19 protein-coding genes are annotated in these 21,128 nt (G+C 54.5%); 6 read left to right on the top strand and 13 right to left on the bottom strand.

Annotation, left to right across the window (positions count from 1 at the left end; all coding sequences use genetic code 11):
* Position 1: 1 nt before the first annotated feature.
* Genes PL263_RS06805 through PL263_RS06790 form a run of 4 tightly spaced genes read right to left on the bottom strand, consistent with a single transcriptional unit; the run spans position 2 to position 3,534 of the window.
* On the bottom strand, positions 2–694 hold the full coding sequence (locus PL263_RS06805; protein WP_140913319.1) for an HNH endonuclease: 693 nt from the start codon (positions 692–694) through the stop codon (positions 2–4).
* A gap of 2 nt (positions 695–696) precedes the next feature.
* A complete protein-coding gene (locus PL263_RS06800) occupies positions 697–1,995 on the bottom strand; it encodes an AAA family ATPase (protein ID WP_278212298.1) in 1,299 nt (432 codons plus the stop codon).
* The gene (gene mnmA, locus PL263_RS06795; protein WP_278212297.1) at positions 1,985–3,082 is read right to left on the bottom strand and encodes a tRNA 2-thiouridine(34) synthase MnmA; all 1,098 of its coding nucleotides are present in this window, start codon (positions 3,080–3,082) and stop codon (positions 1,985–1,987) included. Before mnmA ends, PL263_RS06800 begins: the two co-directional genes overlap by 11 nt.
* On the bottom strand, positions 3,079–3,534 hold the full coding sequence (locus PL263_RS06790; protein WP_278212295.1) for an NUDIX hydrolase: 456 nt from the start codon (positions 3,532–3,534) through the stop codon (positions 3,079–3,081). The genes mnmA and PL263_RS06790 overlap by 4 nt, the downstream gene beginning before the upstream one ends.
* Before the next feature lie 126 nt (positions 3,535–3,660).
* Between PL263_RS06790 and clpS the strand changes: the two genes are divergently transcribed.
* Both clpS and clpA read left to right on the top strand, forming a co-directional pair.
* Positions 3,661–3,984, top strand: coding sequence for an ATP-dependent Clp protease adapter ClpS (clpS, locus tag PL263_RS06785; protein ID WP_054761148.1), 324 nt, complete (start codon positions 3,661–3,663; stop codon positions 3,982–3,984).
* 10 nt (positions 3,985–3,994) lie between these two features.
* Entirely contained in the window at positions 3,995–6,271 is a 2,277-nt protein-coding gene (gene clpA / locus PL263_RS06780; RefSeq protein WP_140913323.1) for an ATP-dependent Clp protease ATP-binding subunit ClpA, read from the top strand.
* 31 nt (positions 6,272–6,302) lie between these two features.
* On the opposite strand, the gene infA is transcribed toward clpA, so the two are convergent.
* The 5 genes from infA to PL263_RS06755 all read right to left on the bottom strand — a co-directional run bounded on the left by infA (position 6,303) and on the right by PL263_RS06755 (position 14,219).
* Positions 6,303–6,521, bottom strand: coding sequence for a translation initiation factor IF-1 (infA, locus tag PL263_RS06775; RefSeq protein ID WP_013819653.1), 219 nt, complete (start codon positions 6,519–6,521; stop codon positions 6,303–6,305).
* 91 nt (positions 6,522–6,612) lie between these two features.
* Positions 6,613–8,727: a bifunctional (p)ppGpp synthetase/guanosine-3',5'-bis(diphosphate) 3'-pyrophosphohydrolase gene (locus tag PL263_RS06770; protein WP_278212289.1), complete on the bottom strand. Its 2,115-nt coding sequence runs from the start codon at positions 8,725–8,727 to the stop codon at positions 6,613–6,615.
* A 406-nt stretch (positions 8,728–9,133) separates the two neighbouring features.
* Positions 9,134–9,595 carry a hypothetical protein gene (locus PL263_RS06765; protein ID WP_278212287.1) on the bottom strand — a complete coding sequence of 154 codons (462 nt, stop codon included), beginning with the start codon at positions 9,593–9,595 and terminating at the stop codon, positions 9,134–9,136.
* A 110-nt stretch (positions 9,596–9,705) separates the two neighbouring features.
* Positions 9,706–11,592 (bottom strand): proton-conducting transporter membrane subunit, encoded by a 1,887-nt coding sequence (locus tag PL263_RS06760; protein ID WP_278212285.1) that lies wholly within the window; start codon positions 11,590–11,592, stop codon positions 9,706–9,708.
* Entirely contained in the window at positions 11,589–14,219 is a 2,631-nt protein-coding gene (locus PL263_RS06755; protein WP_278212283.1) for a DUF2309 domain-containing protein, read from the bottom strand. Before PL263_RS06755 ends, PL263_RS06760 begins: the two co-directional genes overlap by 4 nt.
* Before the next feature lie 34 nt (positions 14,220–14,253).
* On the opposite strand from PL263_RS06755, the gene PL263_RS06750 reads away from it, so the two are divergent.
* From PL263_RS06750 to PL263_RS06735, 4 genes are all read left to right on the top strand, one after another.
* Positions 14,254–14,475, top strand: a complete 222-nt coding sequence (locus tag PL263_RS06750) for a hypothetical protein (RefSeq protein WP_278212282.1) — start codon at positions 14,254–14,256, stop codon at positions 14,473–14,475.
* 458 nt (positions 14,476–14,933) lie between these two features.
* A complete protein-coding gene (locus PL263_RS06745; protein WP_278212280.1) occupies positions 14,934–16,580 on the top strand; it encodes a SulP family inorganic anion transporter in 1,647 nt (548 codons plus the stop codon).
* Positions 16,581–16,748: 168 nt separating this feature from the next.
* Positions 16,749–17,468 (top strand): DUF2490 domain-containing protein, encoded by a 720-nt coding sequence (locus PL263_RS06740; protein ID WP_347568941.1) that lies wholly within the window; start codon positions 16,749–16,751, stop codon positions 17,466–17,468.
* 226 nt (positions 17,469–17,694) lie between these two features.
* A complete protein-coding gene (locus tag PL263_RS06735; protein ID WP_278212279.1) occupies positions 17,695–18,426 on the top strand; it encodes a hypothetical protein in 732 nt (243 codons plus the stop codon).
* 411 nt (positions 18,427–18,837) lie between these two features.
* Here the strand turns inward: PL263_RS06735 and PL263_RS06730 are convergent, their stop codons facing one another.
* From PL263_RS06730 to PL263_RS06715, 4 genes are all read right to left on the bottom strand, one after another.
* Positions 18,838–19,407: a hypothetical protein gene (locus tag PL263_RS06730; RefSeq protein ID WP_278212278.1), complete on the bottom strand. Its 570-nt coding sequence runs from the start codon at positions 19,405–19,407 to the stop codon at positions 18,838–18,840.
* A 198-nt stretch (positions 19,408–19,605) separates the two neighbouring features.
* Entirely contained in the window at positions 19,606–20,058 is a 453-nt protein-coding gene (gene dtd, locus PL263_RS06725; protein WP_278212276.1) for a D-aminoacyl-tRNA deacylase, read from the bottom strand.
* Positions 20,055–20,468, bottom strand: coding sequence for a gamma-glutamylcyclotransferase family protein (locus PL263_RS06720; protein WP_278212274.1), 414 nt, complete (start codon positions 20,466–20,468; stop codon positions 20,055–20,057). The genes dtd and PL263_RS06720 overlap by 4 nt, the downstream gene beginning before the upstream one ends.
* Before the next feature lie 18 nt (positions 20,469–20,486).
* Positions 20,487–21,125, bottom strand: coding sequence for a protein-methionine-sulfoxide reductase heme-binding subunit MsrQ (locus PL263_RS06715; RefSeq protein WP_278212273.1), 639 nt, complete (start codon positions 21,123–21,125; stop codon positions 20,487–20,489).
* Between the last annotated feature and the right edge of the window lie 3 nt (positions 21,126–21,128).

Raw genomic sequence — 21,128 nt, 5'->3', positions numbered from 1 at the left:
ATTAAATTTGTCCGCCGGGACGTTGGATTGGTTGGGTACTTTCGTCGAAGCAAGTCTTGGCGGTGCCGGGGAAGGCTTCGATCAAGCGGCGGCGCATGTCGGCGTCGTCTTGGAATACCGTCATCCAGACGGACCAGAAGCCTCGTTGTATTGCCATTTCCACAATTCCGGCTCTGCGTTCTTCGTTATCGAAGGCGGCGAGCTGCGATTTTCGCTTTGAGGCATTTTGCCAAGCTTGTTGTCGATGCAGCCAACGTTTGTCTTTACTTGACGGAGTTTGTTGGCCGGCGATCTGGAGATCGGGATGTTTGTTCAGTCCTAATGCCAACCAGGTGGCTTCAATTTTTCGGTTGAGGGGTTCGGCATGAGTCTTATTCGGTAATACTCTGCCTTGTCCATCGTAGTTAAAGGCTAACAAGGTATTGTCGCTGTCGGGCCAAACATAATCGTCAAGGTTTAATTGGCCATGGCCTTTGCCGGAATTGCAATTGCCGCAGGCAAGCAAAAAATTGCTCCATTGAAATTCAGTTTCCGGGTATTCGCTTTTCGGTTTTTTGTGTTCGACATGAATGCCACTGGCGACCCAGCGCTCGCAATACGAACAATATTCTCCTAAGCGTTCGATCAACGGCTGTTGCGCGTCCCCATAAGGTTTTATTTCGCCTAGGTCGTAACCTTTATCAATCGGACGCATACTTATTTATTTTTAGCAGCCAGTACTGAGTCGCGTTCGAATTTTAACTGTGCGGCAAATGCCGGGTCGTCGCTAAAGGGAATACTCAATTCATCCAACCGGCTACGTAACTGCAGCAATTCTTGATCGGATTCGTCATTAACTTGATGGAGTCGTCGATAATAGGCTTCCGCCGCAGCCATCATATCCAAGTAACGTTTACTTTTTTGCGGCATATCGACGTGCTGTTGATCTTCGGCAATATCTTCAATGCTTTCGCTTTCAATATTGATTGGACAGGCTTTTTCCAAATCCCACAATAAACAATCATCACGTCCATACAACGACTGAATTATGAACGGTGAGTGGCTACTGGCAACGAATTGAACTTTAGGAAAAGTACTTAACAAACGTCCGACTACTTCCCGCTGCCATTTCGGGTGCAAATGCAGATCGATTTCGTCGATCAAGACGATGCCTTCGGTTTGCTTGATGACGTCGGCTTCCAGTTGCGGATTTAGCGTCGCCATACGATAGGCAATGTCCGCAACCATGCCGATCATGTTGCGGTAGCCGTCGCTGAGCAGGTGGAAGGGGATGGGTTGAGTCTTACCCTGAACTTCTGTTTCAATCAGAATTTCGTCCCAATCGAAATCCCATTTAGCACCCTTGGCTTCAGGGATCATTTCGATTATGGCATTACGAACGGCTTCCAATACATGGCGTGTTTCATTTTTTTGTAGTGCTGCCAATTCCTGAGTTTTAAACCAGCGGAATAACTGTTCAATATTGGAAGCGGGATTTAAACAGTCGCGATAGCCAACTAAACGAGAATCTGGGCTTAGCGTTTGGATTTCCGAGTCGTCTAATTCTTTCCAAAGGCGGCCAGTCCCATAGTAGGCAAGTATCGGTAGCAAGGTTTGGAGCTCAGTTACTTTTTCAGAGATTCTTTTTGCAAGTTCGGTAATAGTTCTGGAATAACGCGGTCCATAACGGTCAAATAAAACGCAAGTGAATGTTTCTTGATTAATTTCAACCTGAGGCTTTAATGATAAAAAATGGTGGCGTTCTCGGAGTGGGGTTTGCCCGAATGCTAAGAAGTCAAAGTGACAGTCATCGTCATAAAATTTACGTAAATCCTTTGAGCTGATGACTCTGGGAAAACCTTCTATAAATTCACTCAATATAATGGCTAACGCATCTAAAATGGCAGTTTTTCCTTTGCCATTGTTGCCAATTAGCAATGTAAATCGGTCTGACAGTTCAAGTTGATATTCTTTAAAGCAACGAAAATAAAGAAGCTCCAGCTTGTTAATTTTCATTGTACTTAGCCTCAATTATCCCGCCACCCAAACAAACCTCCCCCTGATAAAACACCACCGACTGCCCCGGCGTGATCGCTCGTTGCGGCTGGTCGAAGCGGACTTTGACGCGGCTGCCGCCATCAATCGGCTCGACGATGCAATCTTGGTCCGGCTGGCGATAGCGAGTTTTGGCGGCGCAGCGGATGGTTTCTGTAAGGGGTTGGCTGCCGCACCAATCCAGTTGGCCGGCTTCCAGCGTATTGTGCAGCATCATTGGGTGGTCGTGGCCTTGGCCGACGATTAGCACATTGTTATCCAGGTCTTTGTCCAGCACGAACCACGGTTCGTCCGGCGCGTCTTTGACGCCGCCGATACCCAGGCCTTGGCGTTGGCCCAGGGTGTAATACATCAGGCCGTGGTGTTTGCCGATATATTTGCCTTCCGGGGTGCGCATTTCGCCGGGTTGGTGGGGCAGGTAGCGTTCCAGGAATTCCCTGAACTTGCGTTCGCCGATGAAGCAGATCCCGGTGCTGTCTTTCTTGCGGCTGTTGGCGAAGCCGGCTTTAACGGCTAGCGCCCGAATTTCGGTTTTGTGCAAATGGCCGATCGGGAACAGCGTTTTCGACAGCGCTTTCTGGCCCATCGCATACAAAAAATAGCTTTGTTCCTTGGCCGGGTCCAGACCTTTCAAAAGTTCGAATTCGCCGTCCCGTTCCCGGACGCGGGCGTAGTGGCCGGTGGCGATGAATTCGGCGCCGAGGTCTTCGATGGCGTAGTTCAGAAACGCGTTGAATTTGACGTGTTTGTTACACAAAATGTCGGGATTGGGGGTGCGGCCGGCCTTGAATTCCGACAAAAACACCTCGAACACCTCGTCCCAGTATTCGGCGGCGAAGTTGACGGTCTTCAATTCGATACCCAATTTGTCTGCGACTTGCTGGGCGTCGGCCAAATCCTGCATCGCGGTGCAGTATTCGGTGCCGTCGTCTTCTTCCCAGTTTTTCATGAACAAACCGGTAACTTTGTGGCCTTGTTCTTGCAGCGCTAATGCGGTGACGGAAGAATCGACGCCGCCGGACATGCCGACGATGATGTGTTTGCTCATGCGTGGTCTAAAAAAGTTTGTAACAGGCTGAGCGGGTAACGCTGGCCTTTCAGGTATTCGTCGATGGTGGTCAGTACCAACGGGCTGCGCAATTGGTCGCGGCGGGCGCAAATCTCGTTGCGGCTGAGCCAATGAGTGCCGATAATGCCGTCGTCGAGCGCTTGCGCCGGATTGTGATTGTCGACGATGCCGGCGAAGCAGAAGCGCAAAAAACTGGGCATTTCCGGGTTTCTCCGCCATAGTTGAGTCGTGATCAGGGCTTCGGGCTGAAACTCCCAGGCGGTTTCTTCCCGCACTTCCCGGATGACGGCGGCGATTAAGTCTTCGCCTTCTTCCAAATGTCCGGCCGGTTGATTGAACGCAATGCCATGTGCCGTTGTCTCTTCGACCACTAGAAAACGCCCGTTTTTTTCGATTACAGCGGCGACGGTAACGTGGGGTTTCCAGACCATATTGTCGACATAAAACGTTAAAAGGCGCGCATTTTACTAGAAATGTTTTTTATATGGGTAAAGATTGAAATTTAATGTCTAAGGCGCTATTTTTAAGAACACAGCGATTTTGCACCACAGAAGTTTATGTCCGATTTTGAACCCTTTAAAGACGTTGACGGCACCACTGCGCTGCAAGAAGCCAAGCCGCAGTTGAAACGGCCACCGTTGTATAAAGTCATTTTGCTCAACGACGATTTCACACCCATGGATTTTGTCGTGGAGATCTTGACCGACTTTTTCAACATGAGCCAAGAGCGGGCTACGCAGGTGATGTTGCAAGTGCATACCCAGGGTGTTGGGGTATGCGGCACCTACACCAAGGACGTTGCCGAAACCAAAGTACACATCGTTAACGAATACTCCCGTGAACATCATCACCCGCTGATGTGCACGATGGAAGAGGCGTGAGAGGTAAGCCATGCTAAGTAAAGAACTGGAAGTGACATTGAACGCAGCTTTTACCGGGGCTCATGCCAAGCGCCACGAGTTCATCACCGTCGAGCATTTGCTGTTGGCTTTGCTGGATAACGTGACGACGATCCCGATCCTGATCGCCTGCGGCTGCAACGTCAATGCGTTGCGCGCCGAACTCACCCGCTTCATCGACGAGACCATTTCGCTGATCCCGGAAGGCATCCAGCGCGAAACCCAACCGACTTTGGGCTTTCAGCGCGTGTTGCAGCGGGCGGTATTTCACGTCCAGGCGTCCGACAAAAAAGAAGTGACTGGTGCCAACCTGTTTGTCGCGCTGTTCAGTGAGCAGGATTCGCATGCAGTTTATCTGTTGAACAAACAAGACATCACGCGGTTGGATGTGGTGAATTATCTGGCGCACGGAGTTTCCAAAATCGAACAGTTCAGAAAAGAGAGCAGCGAGGAACCGGAAGGCGAGCGCGGCAACAACGAGAATTTGACCAGCCCGCTGGAAAAATATGCCACCAACCTGAATGAAGAGGCTCTAAAAGGTAATATCGATCCGTTGATCGGCCGCGAATTGGAAGTGGAACGCACCATTCAGGTGTTGTGTCGGCGGCGTAAAAACAACCCGCTGCTGGTTGGCGAAGCCGGGGTCGGCAAAACGGCAATCGCCGAGGGTCTGGCGAAGCGGATTGTCGAAGAACAGGTACCCGATATTTTGATGAACAGCACAATTTATTCGTTAGATATGGGGGCCTTGGTTGCGGGTACCAAATACCGCGGCGATTTCGAAAAACGTTTAAAAGCCTTGATCAACCAATTGAAAAAAGAGCCGGATTCGATTCTGTTCATCGACGAAATTCATACCATCATCGGCGCCGGTTCGGCGTCCGGCGGGGTAATGGACGCGTCCAATTTGATCAAACCGGTGTTGGCCTCCGGTCAATTGCGCTGCATCGGTTCGACGACTTATCAGGAGTACCGCGGCATCTTCGAAAAAGACCACGCTTTGGCGCGGCGCTTCCAAAAAATCGACGTGGTAGAACCGTCCATCGAAGATACGGTATTGATTCTGAAAGGTTTGAAATCGCGCTTTGAGGAGCATCATGGCCTGAAATACACCCAGGAAGCTTTGCGGATGGCGGTGGAATTATCGGCGCGCTATATCACCGATCGGCATTTGCCGGACAAGGCCATCGACGTGATCGACGAAGCCGGCGCCAGACAGCGCTTGTTCACGGCCGGGGAGCGTAAAGAGACCATCGACACCGCCGAGATCGAGGAGATCGTGGCCAAGATCGCCCGGGTGCCGGCGCAATCGGTGTCGTCCAACGATATCGACAAGCTTTCCAACCTGGAAAAGAACCTGAAAATGCTGGTGTTCGGTCAGGATGAAGCGATTTCTGAACTGGCTGCCGCGATCAAATTATCGCGGGCCGGTCTACGCGACACTACCAAAACCATCGGTTCCTTCTTGTTCGCCGGCCCGACCGGCGTCGGCAAAACCGAAGTGACCCGCCAGTTGGCCAAGGTGCTGGGTATCGAGTTGATCCGCTTCGACATGTCCGAATATATGGAACGGCATACCGTCTCGCGTCTGATCGGCGCTCCTCCGGGTTACGTCGGTTTCGATCAGGGAGGTCTATTGACCGAAGCAGTGACCAAACATCCGCATGCGGTGTTATTGCTCGACGAGTTGGAGAAAGCCCATCCGGATGTGTTCAATTTGTTGCTGCAGGTCATGGACCACGGCACCTTGACCGACAACAACGGCCGCAAAGCCGATTTCAGAAACATCATTCTGATCATGACCACCAATGCCGGTGCCGAGGAAAGCAGCCGGGCCTCCATCGGTTTTACCTTGCAAAATCATGCGTCGGACAGCATGAAAGTGATCGAACGCGGTTTCTCGCCCGAATTCAGAAACCGTCTGGATGCGATTGTTCAGTTCAAGCCGCTGGATTTAGCGGTGGTTGGCAGCGTCGTCGACAAGTTTATCTTCGAGTTGGAAGCGGTATTGGCCGACAAGAATGTGACGTTGACCTTGGAGCCTGACGCACGGGCATGGCTGGCCGAGCACGGCTGCGATCCGAAAATGGGGGCAAGGCCGATGGCGCGTTTGATCCAGGAAAAAATCAAGAAGCCGTTAGCGGAAGACTTGTTGTTCGGGCGCTTGGCGAATGGAGGTCATGTAAGGATACATGTCGAGAACGATGAATTGGCATTTGCCATTGAAGGCAAACAGCTAGTCGTTTCCGAATTGAATCAAGTGATGTAGAGCGGAGAGGGAAGCGCTAGCCCGGAGCGGGTTAGCGGTTCCGGAACGTGATGCGGCCTTTGGTCAGGTCGTAAGGTGTCATTTCTACGCGAACTTTGTCTCCGGTCAGGATGCGGATGTAATGTTTGCGCATTTTGCCGGAGATATGCGCGGTCACGATGTGGCCGTTTTCCAATTCGACGCGAAACATCGTGTTCGGTAGGGTGTCGATGACCTTGCCGTCCATTTCAATTTGATCTTCTTTTGCCATAGTAAAAGCCCATAAAGTTAAAACGGCTATGTTAGCATGAATCCTCCGCCGGGCTTCTAAAAATGTCGGCAACAGCCATGCGCCGACGCCGTTAAACTTTTCGCTTCACTTCGATGATATTGGGCAAGTGACTGATCCGGGTCAATACCGAGCTGAGTTGCGCCGTATTCTCGATCTGTATCGTCATGTGCAAAATCGCCGACAAATCCTCGTGCGTTTTTAGCGACGCATTGCTGATATGGATTTTCGCGGTCGCTAAAACTTGCGATACATCGTTCAACAGGTTTTGGGCATTGAACGCATGGATCACGATCGGTACGCTGTGGTGTACCGACTTTTGGCCGCTCCATTCTGCTTTGACTAACTGCAATTGCTGTTCCGCCGACAAATGGCGAACGTTCTCGCAATCCTTGCGGTGTATCGTGATACCGCGTTTATGCGAGATAAAGCCGATGATATCGTCGCCCTTCACCGGCGAGCAGCAATGCGCCAGCGTGGTGACGACATTGTCGATATCGTCGATGGTCACCACCGATTGCGCTGTGGATTGGCTTGGCACCAACTTGACCGGGGTCGGTTCCAATTCCGGAATTTTCAGCGCATTCGCCAATTGCCGATTATTGATGCCGCCGTGCCCCAAAGCTTCGTATAGATGCTCGGCGTCCGCTATTTTGAAGTATTTCAACAACTCGGCGATATCGACGTTTTTCAAACCCAGGCGTTTGCTTTCCTTGTCCAGGATTTGCTTGCCTGCAGCAATGTTTTCGGCTTGCTGCTGTTGTTTGAACCAGCTTTTGACCTTGCTGATCGCCCGCGGTGTTTTCAGGTAACCCAGATTCGGATTCAGCCAATTGTGATTCGGGTGGCCGTTTTTGACGGTAATAATTTCGACTTGTTCGCCGGAGCTGAGTTTGTAAGTCAGCGGCTTGATCTGACCGTTGACCTTGGCGCCGCGGCAACTGTGGCCGATTTCGGTATGAATCGCATAGGCAAAGTCCAATGGTGTGGCGCCTTTGACCAAATCGATCAGTTTACCGGCAGGTGTCAACACGAATACCCGGTCGGAAAACAATTCGGTATGAAAATTTTCCAATAGATTGTCGCTAGTGTCCTTGTCTTCCAACAATTGTCGGAGCGAGGCAATATTTTTCTCGGTCGCAGCATTGAATTTGCTGCCTTCCTTGTAACGCCAATGTGCGGCGACACCCAGTTCGGCGAATTCGTGCATGGCTTTGGTGCGGATCTGGATTTCGATCCGGTTGCCGAGAGGGTCCAGCACGACGGTGTGTAGCGATTGATAACCGTTTTCCTTCGGATTGGCGATGTAATCGTCGAATTCGCGCGGAATATGCTGCCATTGGGCGTGCGCCAAACCCAGCACCATGTAACAGCTGGGAAGCGATTCGACCACCACTCGCACCGCCAGTAGATCGTAAAGATCGGAAAGCGCCAATTGTTTTCTGCGCATCTTGTTCCAGATGCTGTAAATATGTTTGGGCCGGCCGTAAACCTTAGCCGCCACGCCGTGTTCTGCCAGCAGCGCTTTCAGCTCTTGCAGGAACCGGTCGATACTGGCTTGGCGCTGTTCGCGGTTTTCCGCCAGCGAGGCGCTGATGAAACGGTAATTGTCCGGATCCAGATAGCGGAAGGCCAAATCCTCCAATTCCCATTTGAACTGGCTGATCCCGAGCCGATTGGCTAACGGCGCATAGATATCCAGCGTTTCGCGGGCGATGAAATGACGGATTTGCTCCTGTTCCAGATGCAAGCCGCGCAAACGCTGTATTCTCAGCGCCAGTTTGATCAGCACCGCCCGCACGTCGTGGGTCATTGCCAATAGCATGCGGCGCAGGATCTCGGCCTGATTGGGTTGGTTGGCCATTTCCGGCGTGTAAATACTGACCTTGTTCAGCCAGTCCACGTCTTTAAACAAATCGGCCACCGTCGCGCCGAATCGCTCGCGCACCTGGTTTTCGTCGATCCGATCGGCGATGCGGGAATCGCTCAGCAAAGTCGCCAGAATGGTTTCCAGATCGATATGCACACCCATCAGGATGGCCGCAACATCAATGCCCTTTGGCCGCTGCGACTCGATCCGGTTGGCGCCCAATTCGTCGATCCAGGCCAGGGCTGCGTCGATTGTGGCGCGATCGGTTGCTGAGAAACTGGGAAATAGCGCGCTGGCGCGGGACTCGTGATTTGTCATGCGGATATTCTAAACGCGGTTCTGTACGGCAAAATAAAAAACACGTCGAAAAAGTTGGCAAGCAGCCCAGTGCAGAAAAAAATGTAAATTGATCTGGGCGTACTGTGGATGGGGGGCGGGGCCCGGTTAGAAGACGGTAGAAGCCGTTTTTCAGCTGAAAATCCCACTACCGTACTAGTTTCGGATTTGACCGGCAGGCATTGACTAACCATCGGCCAAGCTGGTGGTATTCAGATGGTAATGCTGTCTCGATAGCTAGCGCCAACTCGGTTTGGGCTACCCCAATTGCCGGCTGGATCGCTGAGCCACAGCGGCTGTCCGGCAATTGCAGAGTAGTGTTAACCTGGATTCATCAAGGCTTGGCTGCAAGCGTCTTCATCTGAACCCGAACCTGGCGAAAATCCGACTAATGGCGTTCTTTGGATGTGATCGCGCCTTTGTCGTTGACCGCTACCCGCCATTTGCCGCTAGGGGCGCTAACGATCAATTCATACTCTTCACCGACACCGTTCGGGTTTACCACCAACTCGGCTTTTTCGATGCGGGCGTCCGGGAAATTGGCTTTAACGGCATCGGTCACCATCGGCGGCACTTGCTGCGGATTTTCCAATACCAGTTCGCCGGTAAACAATGCGCCGTTGGCACGGAACAATTCGTGCAGAACTTGGCCTTCAGCGTCCTTGAAACTGACTTCCAGCAACTGTTGGCCGAAGTGGGTTTCCATGGTGCCAACCATATCGGTTGCCTGCGGATGACGTTTCAAAACGCTGGTTCTGACTTTGTCCGAAACGGCGGCTTCTTCGGCGAAAGCCTGACCCAAGGCGGCGCTTAAGGCAACTGTCAGCATTACAATTGGAAATTTACGCATGTATCCTCCTGTCGAATTATTATTGTGCGGGCCAAAAACGGCCAATATTTCCGAGCGCGAAAAAGTCGCGCCTAGCGCAACATTAATGCCATGATTGACGGATAAAGTCACTAGGCGGATTCGTGAGTTTGGCTGTTAACCTCGCTGGGGCGGCCCATGCACAATCTGACGAAGACGCGGGCGGCGGCGATGCCGTTGACGACAAAGGCCAGTGTGATGGGCAGGGCAAACCAAGGATGCAGCCCGGTGGCGTCGGCCAATAGCAGGTCTTCGCCCAGAAATGCCGGCGTGATCGGGAATCCTACCAAACCCAGAAAGCTCAGAAACAACAGCAGCGAAGCTCGCGGCCGGGTTTCGGCCATGGCCCGGTAGCGGAACGGCTCGTCGGCGAAGTTTTCCTGCGCCAGCATTCGGCGTAGCACGCCTATACCCAATAGCCAGGAGGGCAGCACGCCGCTCAAAAACAGCAGCACGTCCGCATAAGCCGCGGGATCCATCATCCACACCGCAACGCCGGCCAAACCGCAACTGGTTGCGATCGCGTTCCAGACTTTGAACGGACTGTGTTTTTGGCTGAACGCGCTCAGCGAGGCTACCACCATTGCCAGGGAGATCGGGATCGATAAATAACCGCGATCGAACCAGGTTTCGTTTTCGCCGAGGATGATCAGACCGATCAGACCGACGCTGCTGAAATACCGGATCGCAGGCCTGACCTGGTTCATGCGGGCGCCGATTTGCTTCAGCGGGTCCCACAAGGTCGAACGTACCAAGCGTTCCAAATTACCTTCCTGCAACGCGAACACGTATAGCGTGTTTTGCAGTACTGCCGGCAAGGTATCGCGGATGGAATTGGGCAGAAATTCGCGCATCGCGCTGGGTTTGATGACGAAGTCGGTATCGACCGAGCCTTCCACCCGCAGCAAATGGGCGACGATAGACGGCGAGACCAGCAACTGGTAGCAACGCAGGAAGGCGTTGCCGAGAAAATGTACTAAGACCAGAGTCTCCAGACCCAGCGACAATTCCATAAACATGAAGCCAACCTGGGTGATCGAGGCATAAGCGATCTGGCCCTTGATATTGGATTGGGTTTTTTCCGACAGATTGGCGATGACGACGGTCAGCAAGCCGATCACCAACACCATGGTGCGCGGCAAGTAATGGTAGGTCCAGATCGGCATGGTGCGTAACAACAGAAACACGCCCAGATGGATCGATAGCGCACCGTAAAAAATGGCGCTGGACGGCGTCGGTCCCTCCATCGCCCGCGGTAACCAGAAGCAGAACGGGAACTGCGCCGATTTGCCGGAGGCGGCGATGACGATCAGCCAGGACAATATCAGCAGCGACGCATAACCGGCCGGCGGCATTGCCGCGTGCTGGAACAAATTGGCCAGTTGGCTGAAATGCTGGCTGTCGTGAAACAGCAAATGGCTCATCCAGGCCCCGAGCAGCAAGCCGACGTCGCAGAAGCGGTAAATGCTGTAAGCGCGCAAGGCATTGCGGATAGGCTGCGGCCGGTGTCGGTAAAAGGCGATCAACAAAAACGACGAGACGCCCACTATTTCCCAGCCGGCGAATAGCATATCGATCGAACCGGACAGAATCACCAGATTCAAACCGAATGCAAAGCCGAAGATTGTCAGGAAGAAACGCTGGTAGCCGGTTTCGCGGTGCAGATAGACCCGGCAATAACGCACGATGATCGAGAAAATCACCCAGGCGCAGAATAAATAGACCGCGCTGATCCGGTCCAAATAAAACAAAATCGGAAAGCGGTATTCGCCTTGTGCGTAAAGATCGAACCACGCGAATTCGTGAGCCGGAAAACCGGCAACGGCCCAGACCGCTAACAAACCTAGTACGCTGGCGCCTTTCGCGCGGCTGATCCATAGACTAATGCACGATATGCGTTGCTCGCTGCTGCCGAAAAGCAATATCGATAGCATGCCGAGCAGCGGAAATGCCAAACAGGCCAACATCAAGCCGTTCATGCCCGTCTCCCTGATAACTGATGTACCGGTATCGTTGCGGTCTTGCCGAGGATGATTTTTTCCGAGTGGGGCGCTGCCGGAGTTTGCAAGGTATCCGGCAGTTCGATGTTTTCCCAGCCGTGTTTGGCGTATAGCTGCAATTCGTGGCTGGCGGGGTCGCAGCTGACCAATCTGATCCATTCGCCGTCCAGCCATTCCTGCAAACCGCCGATGCCGGCCAAGGCTTTATCCATAATAGCGGTGGTTTGTTCCACCACCATCAGCAGTCGGGCCGGTTCGTGAACTTCGATCATTTGCGAGGGCAAACCGGTACGCAGATCGCCTTCGACGCCGTTGGCGACGCCCAGCAAGCCGATTACGTTGTGCGGTAGCTTGGTGCCGGCGCCGTAAACCGAGTTGTCGATCCGAGAGAACAAATATTCCAGGTTGATACCGCCGCAGACCGGAATGATCGCAGACAGAATCTTGGCCATGATCTCGCCGTTGGGATCGCTGGCCGGATCGTAGGAATGCAGAAACGAGCGCCGGTCCAGAAATAATTGCCGGCTCAATTGGCGGCGGCCGACCAGGCAATACAGGTTGTTGGAATGGTTGTATTCCGGGCGCGGTTCGAAAATCGACGAGGCGCGGGCGACGACGTGTTGATGCGCTGCTTTATTGGAATGCGATTGCGGGCCCAATTCGAACCAGCGGCAACGTTCGCGCGCGTTGCGTAACAGGGCGTGGTGCATGTCGTGCTTGAAGGCGTGCAGCACTTTATGGTCGCGGTGCAAATAGGAATTCGGATCGAAATAAGTGATTTCGTCGCGGCTGGTGTTATGCAGCGCCGGTACGAAATAAGTGGCGGCCGGAATGTCGATACCGCGTTCACGCAGGATGTCCCGTACCGCGTCCTGATTCGCCATCCAGGCGAAGGCGCGGGCATTCGGCGCGCCGGGTTTGCCGGCGCAGGCGCCGCAGTCGTAGGCGGCAAAATGCGGATTGTTCACGCTGCTGGAGCCGTGGGCGACAATGACTACCAAAGGTGCGAAATCCTTGGTCAAGCCGATATTGCGCAACAAGCCGCCGACGCGGTCGGCCATTTCCGGAAAGGAAAAGCCCAATAAATAGCCTTCCGGCGTGGGTTCGTCGGTTTCGCGCAGCAGGTGCAAGTGGCTGTGAGCCTTGACCTCGCTGAGCTGTTCGATATTAAGCAGGCCGGCGCCGGGGCGGAATACGTTCCAGGCCAGGCGCGCCGCGTAACCCAGACCCAAGGTCTGGGTAAACAACCAACCGCGCAGCATCGAATGCGCCGTGAAGTGCAGGCTGGACAACTTACCGGTTTTTTGTTTTGTTTCGGCTTGGTCTTCCGCCGCTTCGACGATCAAATGTTTAGGCTCAATCGCGGTCGGGCATTGCGCCACCGGATAGACGTCGTCCAGGCCCTGGTACAGAAAATCGATGCCGAAAAAGCCGGCGGCGCCGAAGGTTTGGATTGCCGGATTGATTTCTTCCAAATGCCGGCGTAACGAGCATTCCCGGTCGTCGATGCAAAACAGTGCCTGCGCTTGCACCGCCGGCTTGGCGGTTGGCGACCGGCCCGGAACCGGCTGGTTTTTCAAAGCCTGCAACAATTCGCTATGCAGGGACCATTCCATGGCTTCGTGCCAGACTTTCAGCCTTAACGGAACCTGAGTTTGCATCGCGCCGCCGTTGAAGCGCGGCACCGAATCCAGCTGTTTCAAGGCGGCAATATTGCCGAAATTGGCACCGCGTTTTTTCTGCAGCAAGGCTAGTTCACAGGCCAGTTCGAATGCGATCAATTGCTGCAACGAAATATCGCGGCGGGCCAGCAAGGTTTGCGGATTCAGTTCGATCAGTCTGACCATACCGGACCAGCCGGGATGACCGAGCAGCATTTCCAGAATGTACTGTTCGTACCAGGTTTCGAGGCCGACCATGCGTTGCAAACAATGCAGAATGACTTGATCCGGGCCGAGGTTGAGCAAGTCGCGTACGCTTTTTTCTTGAAACGGATACAACGGCAGCAGGCTGTTTTGGGTTAAGCGCAACACGCAATCCCAAAAACTCTCGTTTGCCTTCGGCAAGCTCCAGCGGCTGATGCCCTGATCCAGAAAGTTGGCCAGTAGACGAAATAAGACCGGATGCGCCAGCGCATTCAAATCCACTTCCAATTCGTTTAGCCAACGGGTACGTATCCCGTGGTTGGCTAGAGAAATCGGCGGGTAATGGCTTTGCTTGTCTGCACTAAATAGGCTGTCGCGCAGCGCTAGGCGCTGGTTGTCGTTCAAGTCGGCACGCTGCAAAGCCCAGTCGATGGCATGGTCGTTGATCCGGCCTTCACGGTAGCGGTTTTGGTAATCGGAGAGCGGCAAATAGCTGCGCGCGCCGAATATTTTTGCCGCCAGCGCGACGCCTTCGTGAAACGGCAAGTGCTGTACCGCATGTAAGGTATTGTGGTGGATGAAGTCTTTTAGCGGACCTTGCGTCGGCAACCAGTGCGATACATTGTCGATGGCGCGATCCAGGTCGAAACCGCAATCTCGGCGGTCGGAGTGGCTGCCATTCGGCTCCGCCGAATGACAAATATGGCTAACCGATTCCATGTAATAAACCTCGTTGGTCAAAACAGCTCTCGCCGGTTGCCGGATGGTTCAGCGCATGCTGGCGGCAGCCGATGAAGTGAAAGCCGGCCGGTATGGCGCTCAGCTTTATGGCAATGAGGCTATTGCAGGCCGAAGCCGGGCCGCAATCGGACCAATCCGGGCGGGGATGTCAATCAAGGATAAGCATGGCGCGTGCCAATTTTATCTATTTGAATTGCAATGGTTTTATTTGGTGAGGGTGCGTGTCTGGTGCAAAAAAACGTTGACCGGCGGTTGATTTAAACCAATCGGTACGGTCTTGCCGAGGTTTCCGGCTCCGGTCGCCGCGTCGGGCTTGCGTAGCGTTTCGATAGCGGCCGACGCCGACGGTTTTGCTACGCGGGCCGGCGGGGCAGCGCGGCTACGCCGAAACGGCTTTCCTTAACTTGTGTGGCTGCGCTGGACCAGTGGGCGTCGGCCGGAGGAGGCGCAGATTGGTGCGCTTCGCTCGCTGCCGCGTTCGGATCGATGCACAGCGCCTGCGAATGATACCGGCGAGCGGTCGGGTAAAGGTTGATTTCAACCAGTAAGCCGGGTTTTTATAAACCATTCCGCTGCAGGAAAAGCACTATTCGTTGCGGCGGATGCCTTTCGGCGCCGGGGTCGGCCGGGCAAACCGGCGCTTGGCCGCTGTTGGCTGGAACTGGCATATTTCTTGTTTGAAAATGGTTTTCCAATATCGAACGAGCGCTATTTATGTCCCCCGTATCTCAGCTTGTGTTGCCGAAAACCGGTATTCCCGGCCTGGTCGAAAACTGGCGCAGCGATTTGCTCTCCGGTTTTCTGGTGTTTTTGATTGCATTGCCGCTATGCCTCGGTATCGCGATGGCGTCCGGCTTTCCGCCGATGTCGGGCATCATCACCGCCATCATCGGCGGCGTGCTGGTCTCCCGCATCAGCGGCTCGCATGTCACGATCAATGGCCCGGCGGCCGGTCTGATCGTGGTCATCGTCGATGCGGTGCAGTCACTGGGACATGGCGATGCGATGGCCGGTTACCGTTACACCTTGGCGGCCATCGTCGTTGCCAGTGTGTTGCAGATATTGCTCGGCGTGTTCAAAGCCGGCAAGCTGAGTGCCTTTTTTCCCAGTTCGGTGGTGCACGGCATGTTGGCCGCGATCGGCATCATCATCATGGCCAAGCAGGTTCATACCCTGTTAGGGGTAAAACCCGAAGCCAAAACCCTGCTCGGTACGATTGCCGAGATTCCGCATTCGATCATCGAAATGAATCCGGAAGTGTCGTTGATCGGTTTATGCGGACTGGCCTTGCTGGTGGTTTGGTCCTTGATCAAACAACCGACCCTGAAGATGATTCCGGCGCCGTTGCTGGTGGTCATGCTCGGCTTGGCTTTGGGCCAATACTTCGACCTGGACCATATCCACCAATACCTATTCTTGCCCGAAGCCGAAATTTTGCCGCACCACCAATACACCGTGGGGCCTACCTTCCTGGTGGCGGTGCCGGAGAATTTTATGTCCGGCTTTTACTTTCCGGATTTTTCCAAAATCGCCACCGCCGAATTTTGGGTGGCAGTCGTGACGATTTGGTTGGTCGGCAGCCTGGAAAGTCTATTGAGCGCGTCGGCGGTGGACAAACTCGATCCCTACAAGCGCAACTCCAATTTGAATCGGGACCTGGCTGCGGTCGGCGTCGGCAACTTGGTCGCCGGTATGGTCGGCGGTCTGCCGATGATTGCCGAGATCGTCCGTAGCTCGGCCAATATCAACAACGGCGCCAAAACCGGTTGGGCCAATTTCTTCCACGGTATGCTGCTACTGATTTTCGTAGCGCTGTTTCCGCGCTTGATTCACGAAATTCCGCTGTCTTCGTTGGCGGCATTGCTGGTCTTCACCGGCTTCAGGCTGGCTTCGCCGAAAGAGTTCGCCAAAACCTTGTCGGTCGGTTTGGATCATTTCGTGGTGTTCGTGATCACCATTATCGGCGTCATCGCCACCGATTTGCTGGTCGGCGTCGCGATCGGCATCGTCGCCGAGTTGCTGATCCACATGACCCGCGGCTTAAAACCGGGCAATGTGTTTTCGCTGGCCTACCACGTCAACCAGACCGATCCGCGCACCTACCATATTGCCGTCAGCGGTGCGGCGGTGTTCTCCAACTTCATCAGCTTGAAAAGCTTGTTGGCGGATTTTCCGCAAGGCGAGAACGTGTTCTTCGATCTGACCGACGCTGAGTTAATCGACCATACTGTGATGGAGTTTATCCACCACTATGCGGAAGAGTATCGCCACGCCGGGGGCAAATGCGAAATCGTCGGCCTCGACGAACATCACAGCTACTCCGACCACCATCTGGCTGCACGCCGCAAGCTCAGCGTTTGACGCGCTAACAGGCCGGCACCGTCCGTGTTTCGGGCGGTGCCGGAGCATCATCGGCCCACCGGGCCAAACCGCAATCACCGCAGACAATACTCCAATGCTGGCCCCGGAGCGGCCGGCTACGCCCGAGTTTTGTCTTGCAATCACTGGAATTCGATCTGGAGCAAAGCGATGGCCGAACACTCTTATCCTCGCAATTGGTTGAAAATCATCTTGTTTATGTTCACAGCGGCCAGTGCGGCTTTGGCGCATGCCGGTGAATTGGCGGAAGATACCGGCGCTTGGCTGCAAATCGTCGGCGAAGGCAGTCTCAAAGCGGTCGACCCGTCGTTGGAGAAAGGCCGCATCTGGCTGGAAGGGCAGTCGCGTTTCGACGGCAACTGGGGGCATTGGTATCAGGGCATGGTCCGTTCCGCGGTCGGTTACTCGTTGAGCGACCGGGCCACGATCTGGGCCGGTTATACCTGGCTGCCGACCCAGAACATCGGTAAGCCTTATATCGCGCAACAGGATATTTGGCCGGCGTTTCGCTACATCCTGCCCACCGACATCGGCACCTTCACCTTCCGCACCATGTGGGAAACCAATTTCCTGCGCGGCGACCAAGTCCGCGAGCGGCCGCGGCAGATGATCAAATTCATGCATCCGTTCGATTTCGAGCCGCGGCTGAGCTTCATCGCCTGGGACGAAGCGTTTTATCGGGTTAACACCACCGCCTGGGGCGGCAAATCCGGCTTCGACCAAAACCGGGCCTTCAGCGGCCTCGGCTGGAATTTCAACAAAAACGTTCGGGCCGAACTGGGTTACTTGAACCAGTACCTCGACGATGCCAACCACCGCGATGCCAAGATGCACCATTTGGGCATGGCGTCGTTGTTCGTCAACTTCTAGTAATAAATCCGACTGACTGGGGAACGATGAATGTCGATCCGATCCGGAACCAATTGATCGGCTAGTTGGCGGACATTTTGTTCGGTTTGGCTGATGCACAATACCGAGAAATACGCAGATGATGTAGCTGTTAAACTGCGACAGACCCAGAGGCTGTTGTCGGGCCGCTGCCAAAACACCGGCTTTTTTGCGGAGCCGGATTTCAATTTCAATGGACCGAATTTAAATGCCAAAACCTTATGCCCGTTTCAAAGACATTTCCGTCAGCGAAAGAATTTTGAATACCGTGTTTCTGTTGACTATCGGTCTAGGCTACATCGTGGCGCTGATCAATATGTACTACACCCACCAGGGCCGCGACGGCAAGCCGGGTTTGTCGATCGAAGACATTGTCATTATGTACCACGGCTCCAATAACCAGACCCGGCTCGGCTCGGCCATCAACGGCATCATGGCGCCGAATCTGAAGTACCAAAGCGACAAGGAAGTCATCATGAAATGGATACACGACGGCGCCGAACAAAACGGTTACGAAAAGGACGTCGCGCCGATTCTGAACCGCGATTGCGTGCATTGCCACAATCCGGCGGTGAATCCGTCCTTACCCAATTTGACTAACTTTGCCGGTGTCTCGGAAGTGGCGCATTCCGGCGGCGCTTCGGTGCCGGTATTGGTCAGGGTCTCGCACATCCATTTGTTTGGTATTGCCTTCATCCTGTTTTTTATCGGCAAGATCTTTTTGCTGTGCGACATCAACATTTACGTCAAACGGGTAGCGGTGGTGATTCCGTTTGCGGCGATGTTGCTGGACGTGCTGTCGTGGTTCATCACCAAATCGATCTCCAGTTTCGCCTACGTGGTCGTGTTGAGCGGCGCGCTGATGGGGCTGTCGATGGGCGTGCAAATTTTACTGAGCATCTACCAGATGTGGTTTTTCCGTAAAGACGTGGCTGCTTGAGACCGAGCGCCGGACTAAGATCGCGCCGCTTTGCAGTGCGGCGGGCTTCGATAGCAACTTGAAAAAAATTTTATAAATATGCAAAGCTATTGAACTTTATCGATCGAGCCCCATCTTAAACAGCGATCGGGTTATCGCGTTGGCTTGCGTCGATTCGATCTGTTTCTTCCTTAGAACCTCGTGGCTCCTGCCTGGATCGGTACCCAATGGGCTACCGGTCCTTTTTTTTGTCTGACGTGCTATTGCTGCGACCGGGCACAGTGGTGATAAAGTGCTTGTCCGCTGGCGCCGTGGGTCCGGGCCGGATCAGGATTGCGGTACTTGCGCCGAGCCGCTGTGAACCGAATTGATTTGTGGGAAGAGCGGCCGGGGGAAAGCGCCGTTTAGCGCTTTCTCCGGCCGAGGAATGGATTACTTATCGCATTTATGGCCACTGCCGCAGCAGTCTGCCATGTTACCGCCGTGTTTTTGGCAATGTTCGGCGCCGCATTCATGGGCGGCTGCGCCTTTGTGGTGGGCGCAATGGCCGGCGTCGCAATGTTTGGCCGCGTCGGCTTCGTGGTGCGCACAGTGCTCGCTGCCGCATTCGTGAGGTTTGGCGTTGGCATCGCCCGCGCAATGTTTGGCGCAGACCGCATCTTTGGCGTGCGGATGGTCGGCGCAATGTTTTGCGCAATCGTGGTCGGCCAAGGCTTTGTCGGCGCAGTGTTTCAGACAGGCTTTATCTTTTTTGCCTTTACTTTTTTTGCAATGCGCTTCGCAGTCGTGCGACGCATCGGCTTTGTGTTTGGCGCAATGGTCGGGATTTACTGCCGGCACCGGCGCCGCGGCAGGAACCGGAGCAGGCGTCGGCGCTACTGCGGCAGGGGCCACTTCGGCGGGCTGGGCATTGGTCTCGTCGACCGGTTTCGCCGATTCGCAGCCGCTGAGGGCAAACAACGCAGGCAGTATCATGGCCAGCAATAAATGACGATTCTTCATGAGTATCTCTCTATGGTGGGTTAAGGTGACAGGATTTTAGTAGTAAGCAGGCTGTGCGGCAAATTAAATTGAGTTATTTAACATAGTTTATTTTTTGCAGCATAAATCGCCCCGCGTTTGCAGTCATTCGAATAGCGGTGAAGTTTACTGACCCACGTAAACTTGGGCCGCTGGAAATTCCGCCTGGGTACCCGGCGTTTAGCGGGTTTTATCCTGGCAACGCAGGGTAAAAGTCACCGGGCCGTCGTTGACCAAAGAGACTTTCATGTCGGCGCCGAAGCGGCCGAATTGGCAATGCGGGTAAATTGCCGTGGCCCGGTGCCGGGCGTATTCGAACAATTCCCGGCCCATTGCCGGCGGCGCGGCTGTCGCAAAGCTGGGGCGATTGCCGCTATCGGTGTCGGCGGCCAGCGTGAATTGCGGCACCAACAGCAGGCCGCCGTTAATATCGCGCAAGCTCAGATTCATCTTGTCGTCGGCATCGGCGAATATCCGGTAATTCAGAATTCGCTCCAGTAGGCGATCGGCTTGCTTAGGGGTGTCGGCTTTTTCCACCGCTAATAACGCCATGATGCCGGGGCCGATAACCCCGATATCGATGCCGTCGACCGTGACTTTGGCTTGGGTGACGCGTTGGATGACGCTGATCATGCCTGTTCCTGAAATTGAAGAAAATAATCGCCGCCGGCGATGGCGCGCAAGCCGGCAGTCGGGCGATTGTAAAGGTAAACCCAGGCCGACAAAACCCGCCGGCCGGCCAAACGCACCGGACGCCGCACCCGGCGGTATTCGTGCGGCGGCGGAAAATGCCGAGTGCATTCTTCGTAGCGGTCCAGTGCTGCCAGCGTGCGCCGGCCTTTGCGCAGACGGTAGACTTCGCCGTGGACCCGGCCGCAGCCGGCGTCGACTGCGCCCGGATAGCCGTCCAAACGATAAAGCCGGCCGGCCAGCGTCGCCGGGCCGACCCACTCGCAGTGGGCCAACAGCGGATGGTTGGCGCAAGCACCGGATTTTCGGCGCAGGCTGCCGTAGACGAACAGGTAATCGCGGATCGGGTTCAAGGGGGCGTTAGTTAAAAATCAGGTTGACCGGGCCGGCTTAGGTCGCCGAAAAAGTGGTCCGCCGAGCCGGTAGGCGACGCGGACGCCAAGCAGTATCGCCAAAACCGAGGCGAAGGCAAGCGGATTGCTCAAGTCTTTTTTCACCAGCCACCAATAATGAACGACACCGCCGATTGCGCAAGGGTAGACCAGACGATGCAAGCGCAGCCAATTTTTGCCGCCCAGCCGGCGCAGCATTTGATCGGTGGACGTCACCGCCAACGGAACCATCAACAGAAAGGCCGGAAAACCCACCGTGATATAAGGCCGCTTGGCGATGTCCTGGGCGATGGCGTCCCAATCGAAGAACTGGTCCAGTACCAAATAAGCCAGCAGATGCAGGCTACCGTAGCTGAACGCGAACAAGCCGAGCATGCGCCGCAGCCGGATCGGCCAGTTCCAGCCCGACAGCCGGCGCAGCGGCGTCGCCGCCAAGGTCACCATCAGTAAGGTCAGGGTCCAGAAACCGGTAACGTGGGTGATTTTTTCGATCGGATTGGCGCCCAAATTGTCCAGATAGGCGTTGACGCCCAATTTTCCCAAGGGCAGCAAGGCCAGGCAAAACGCCAAGATTTTTATGCCGGTGAGGGCTTTGCCGTTCAGCGATACCTCAGCCATAGG

Source organism: Methylomonas sp. EFPC3 (assembly GCF_029643245.1).
Taxonomy (GTDB): Bacteria; Pseudomonadota; Gammaproteobacteria; order Methylococcales; family Methylomonadaceae; genus Methylomonas; species Methylomonas koyamae_B.
Note: the sequence above shows the minus strand (reverse complement) of the source record. Positions and strands in the feature narration are given on the sequence as shown.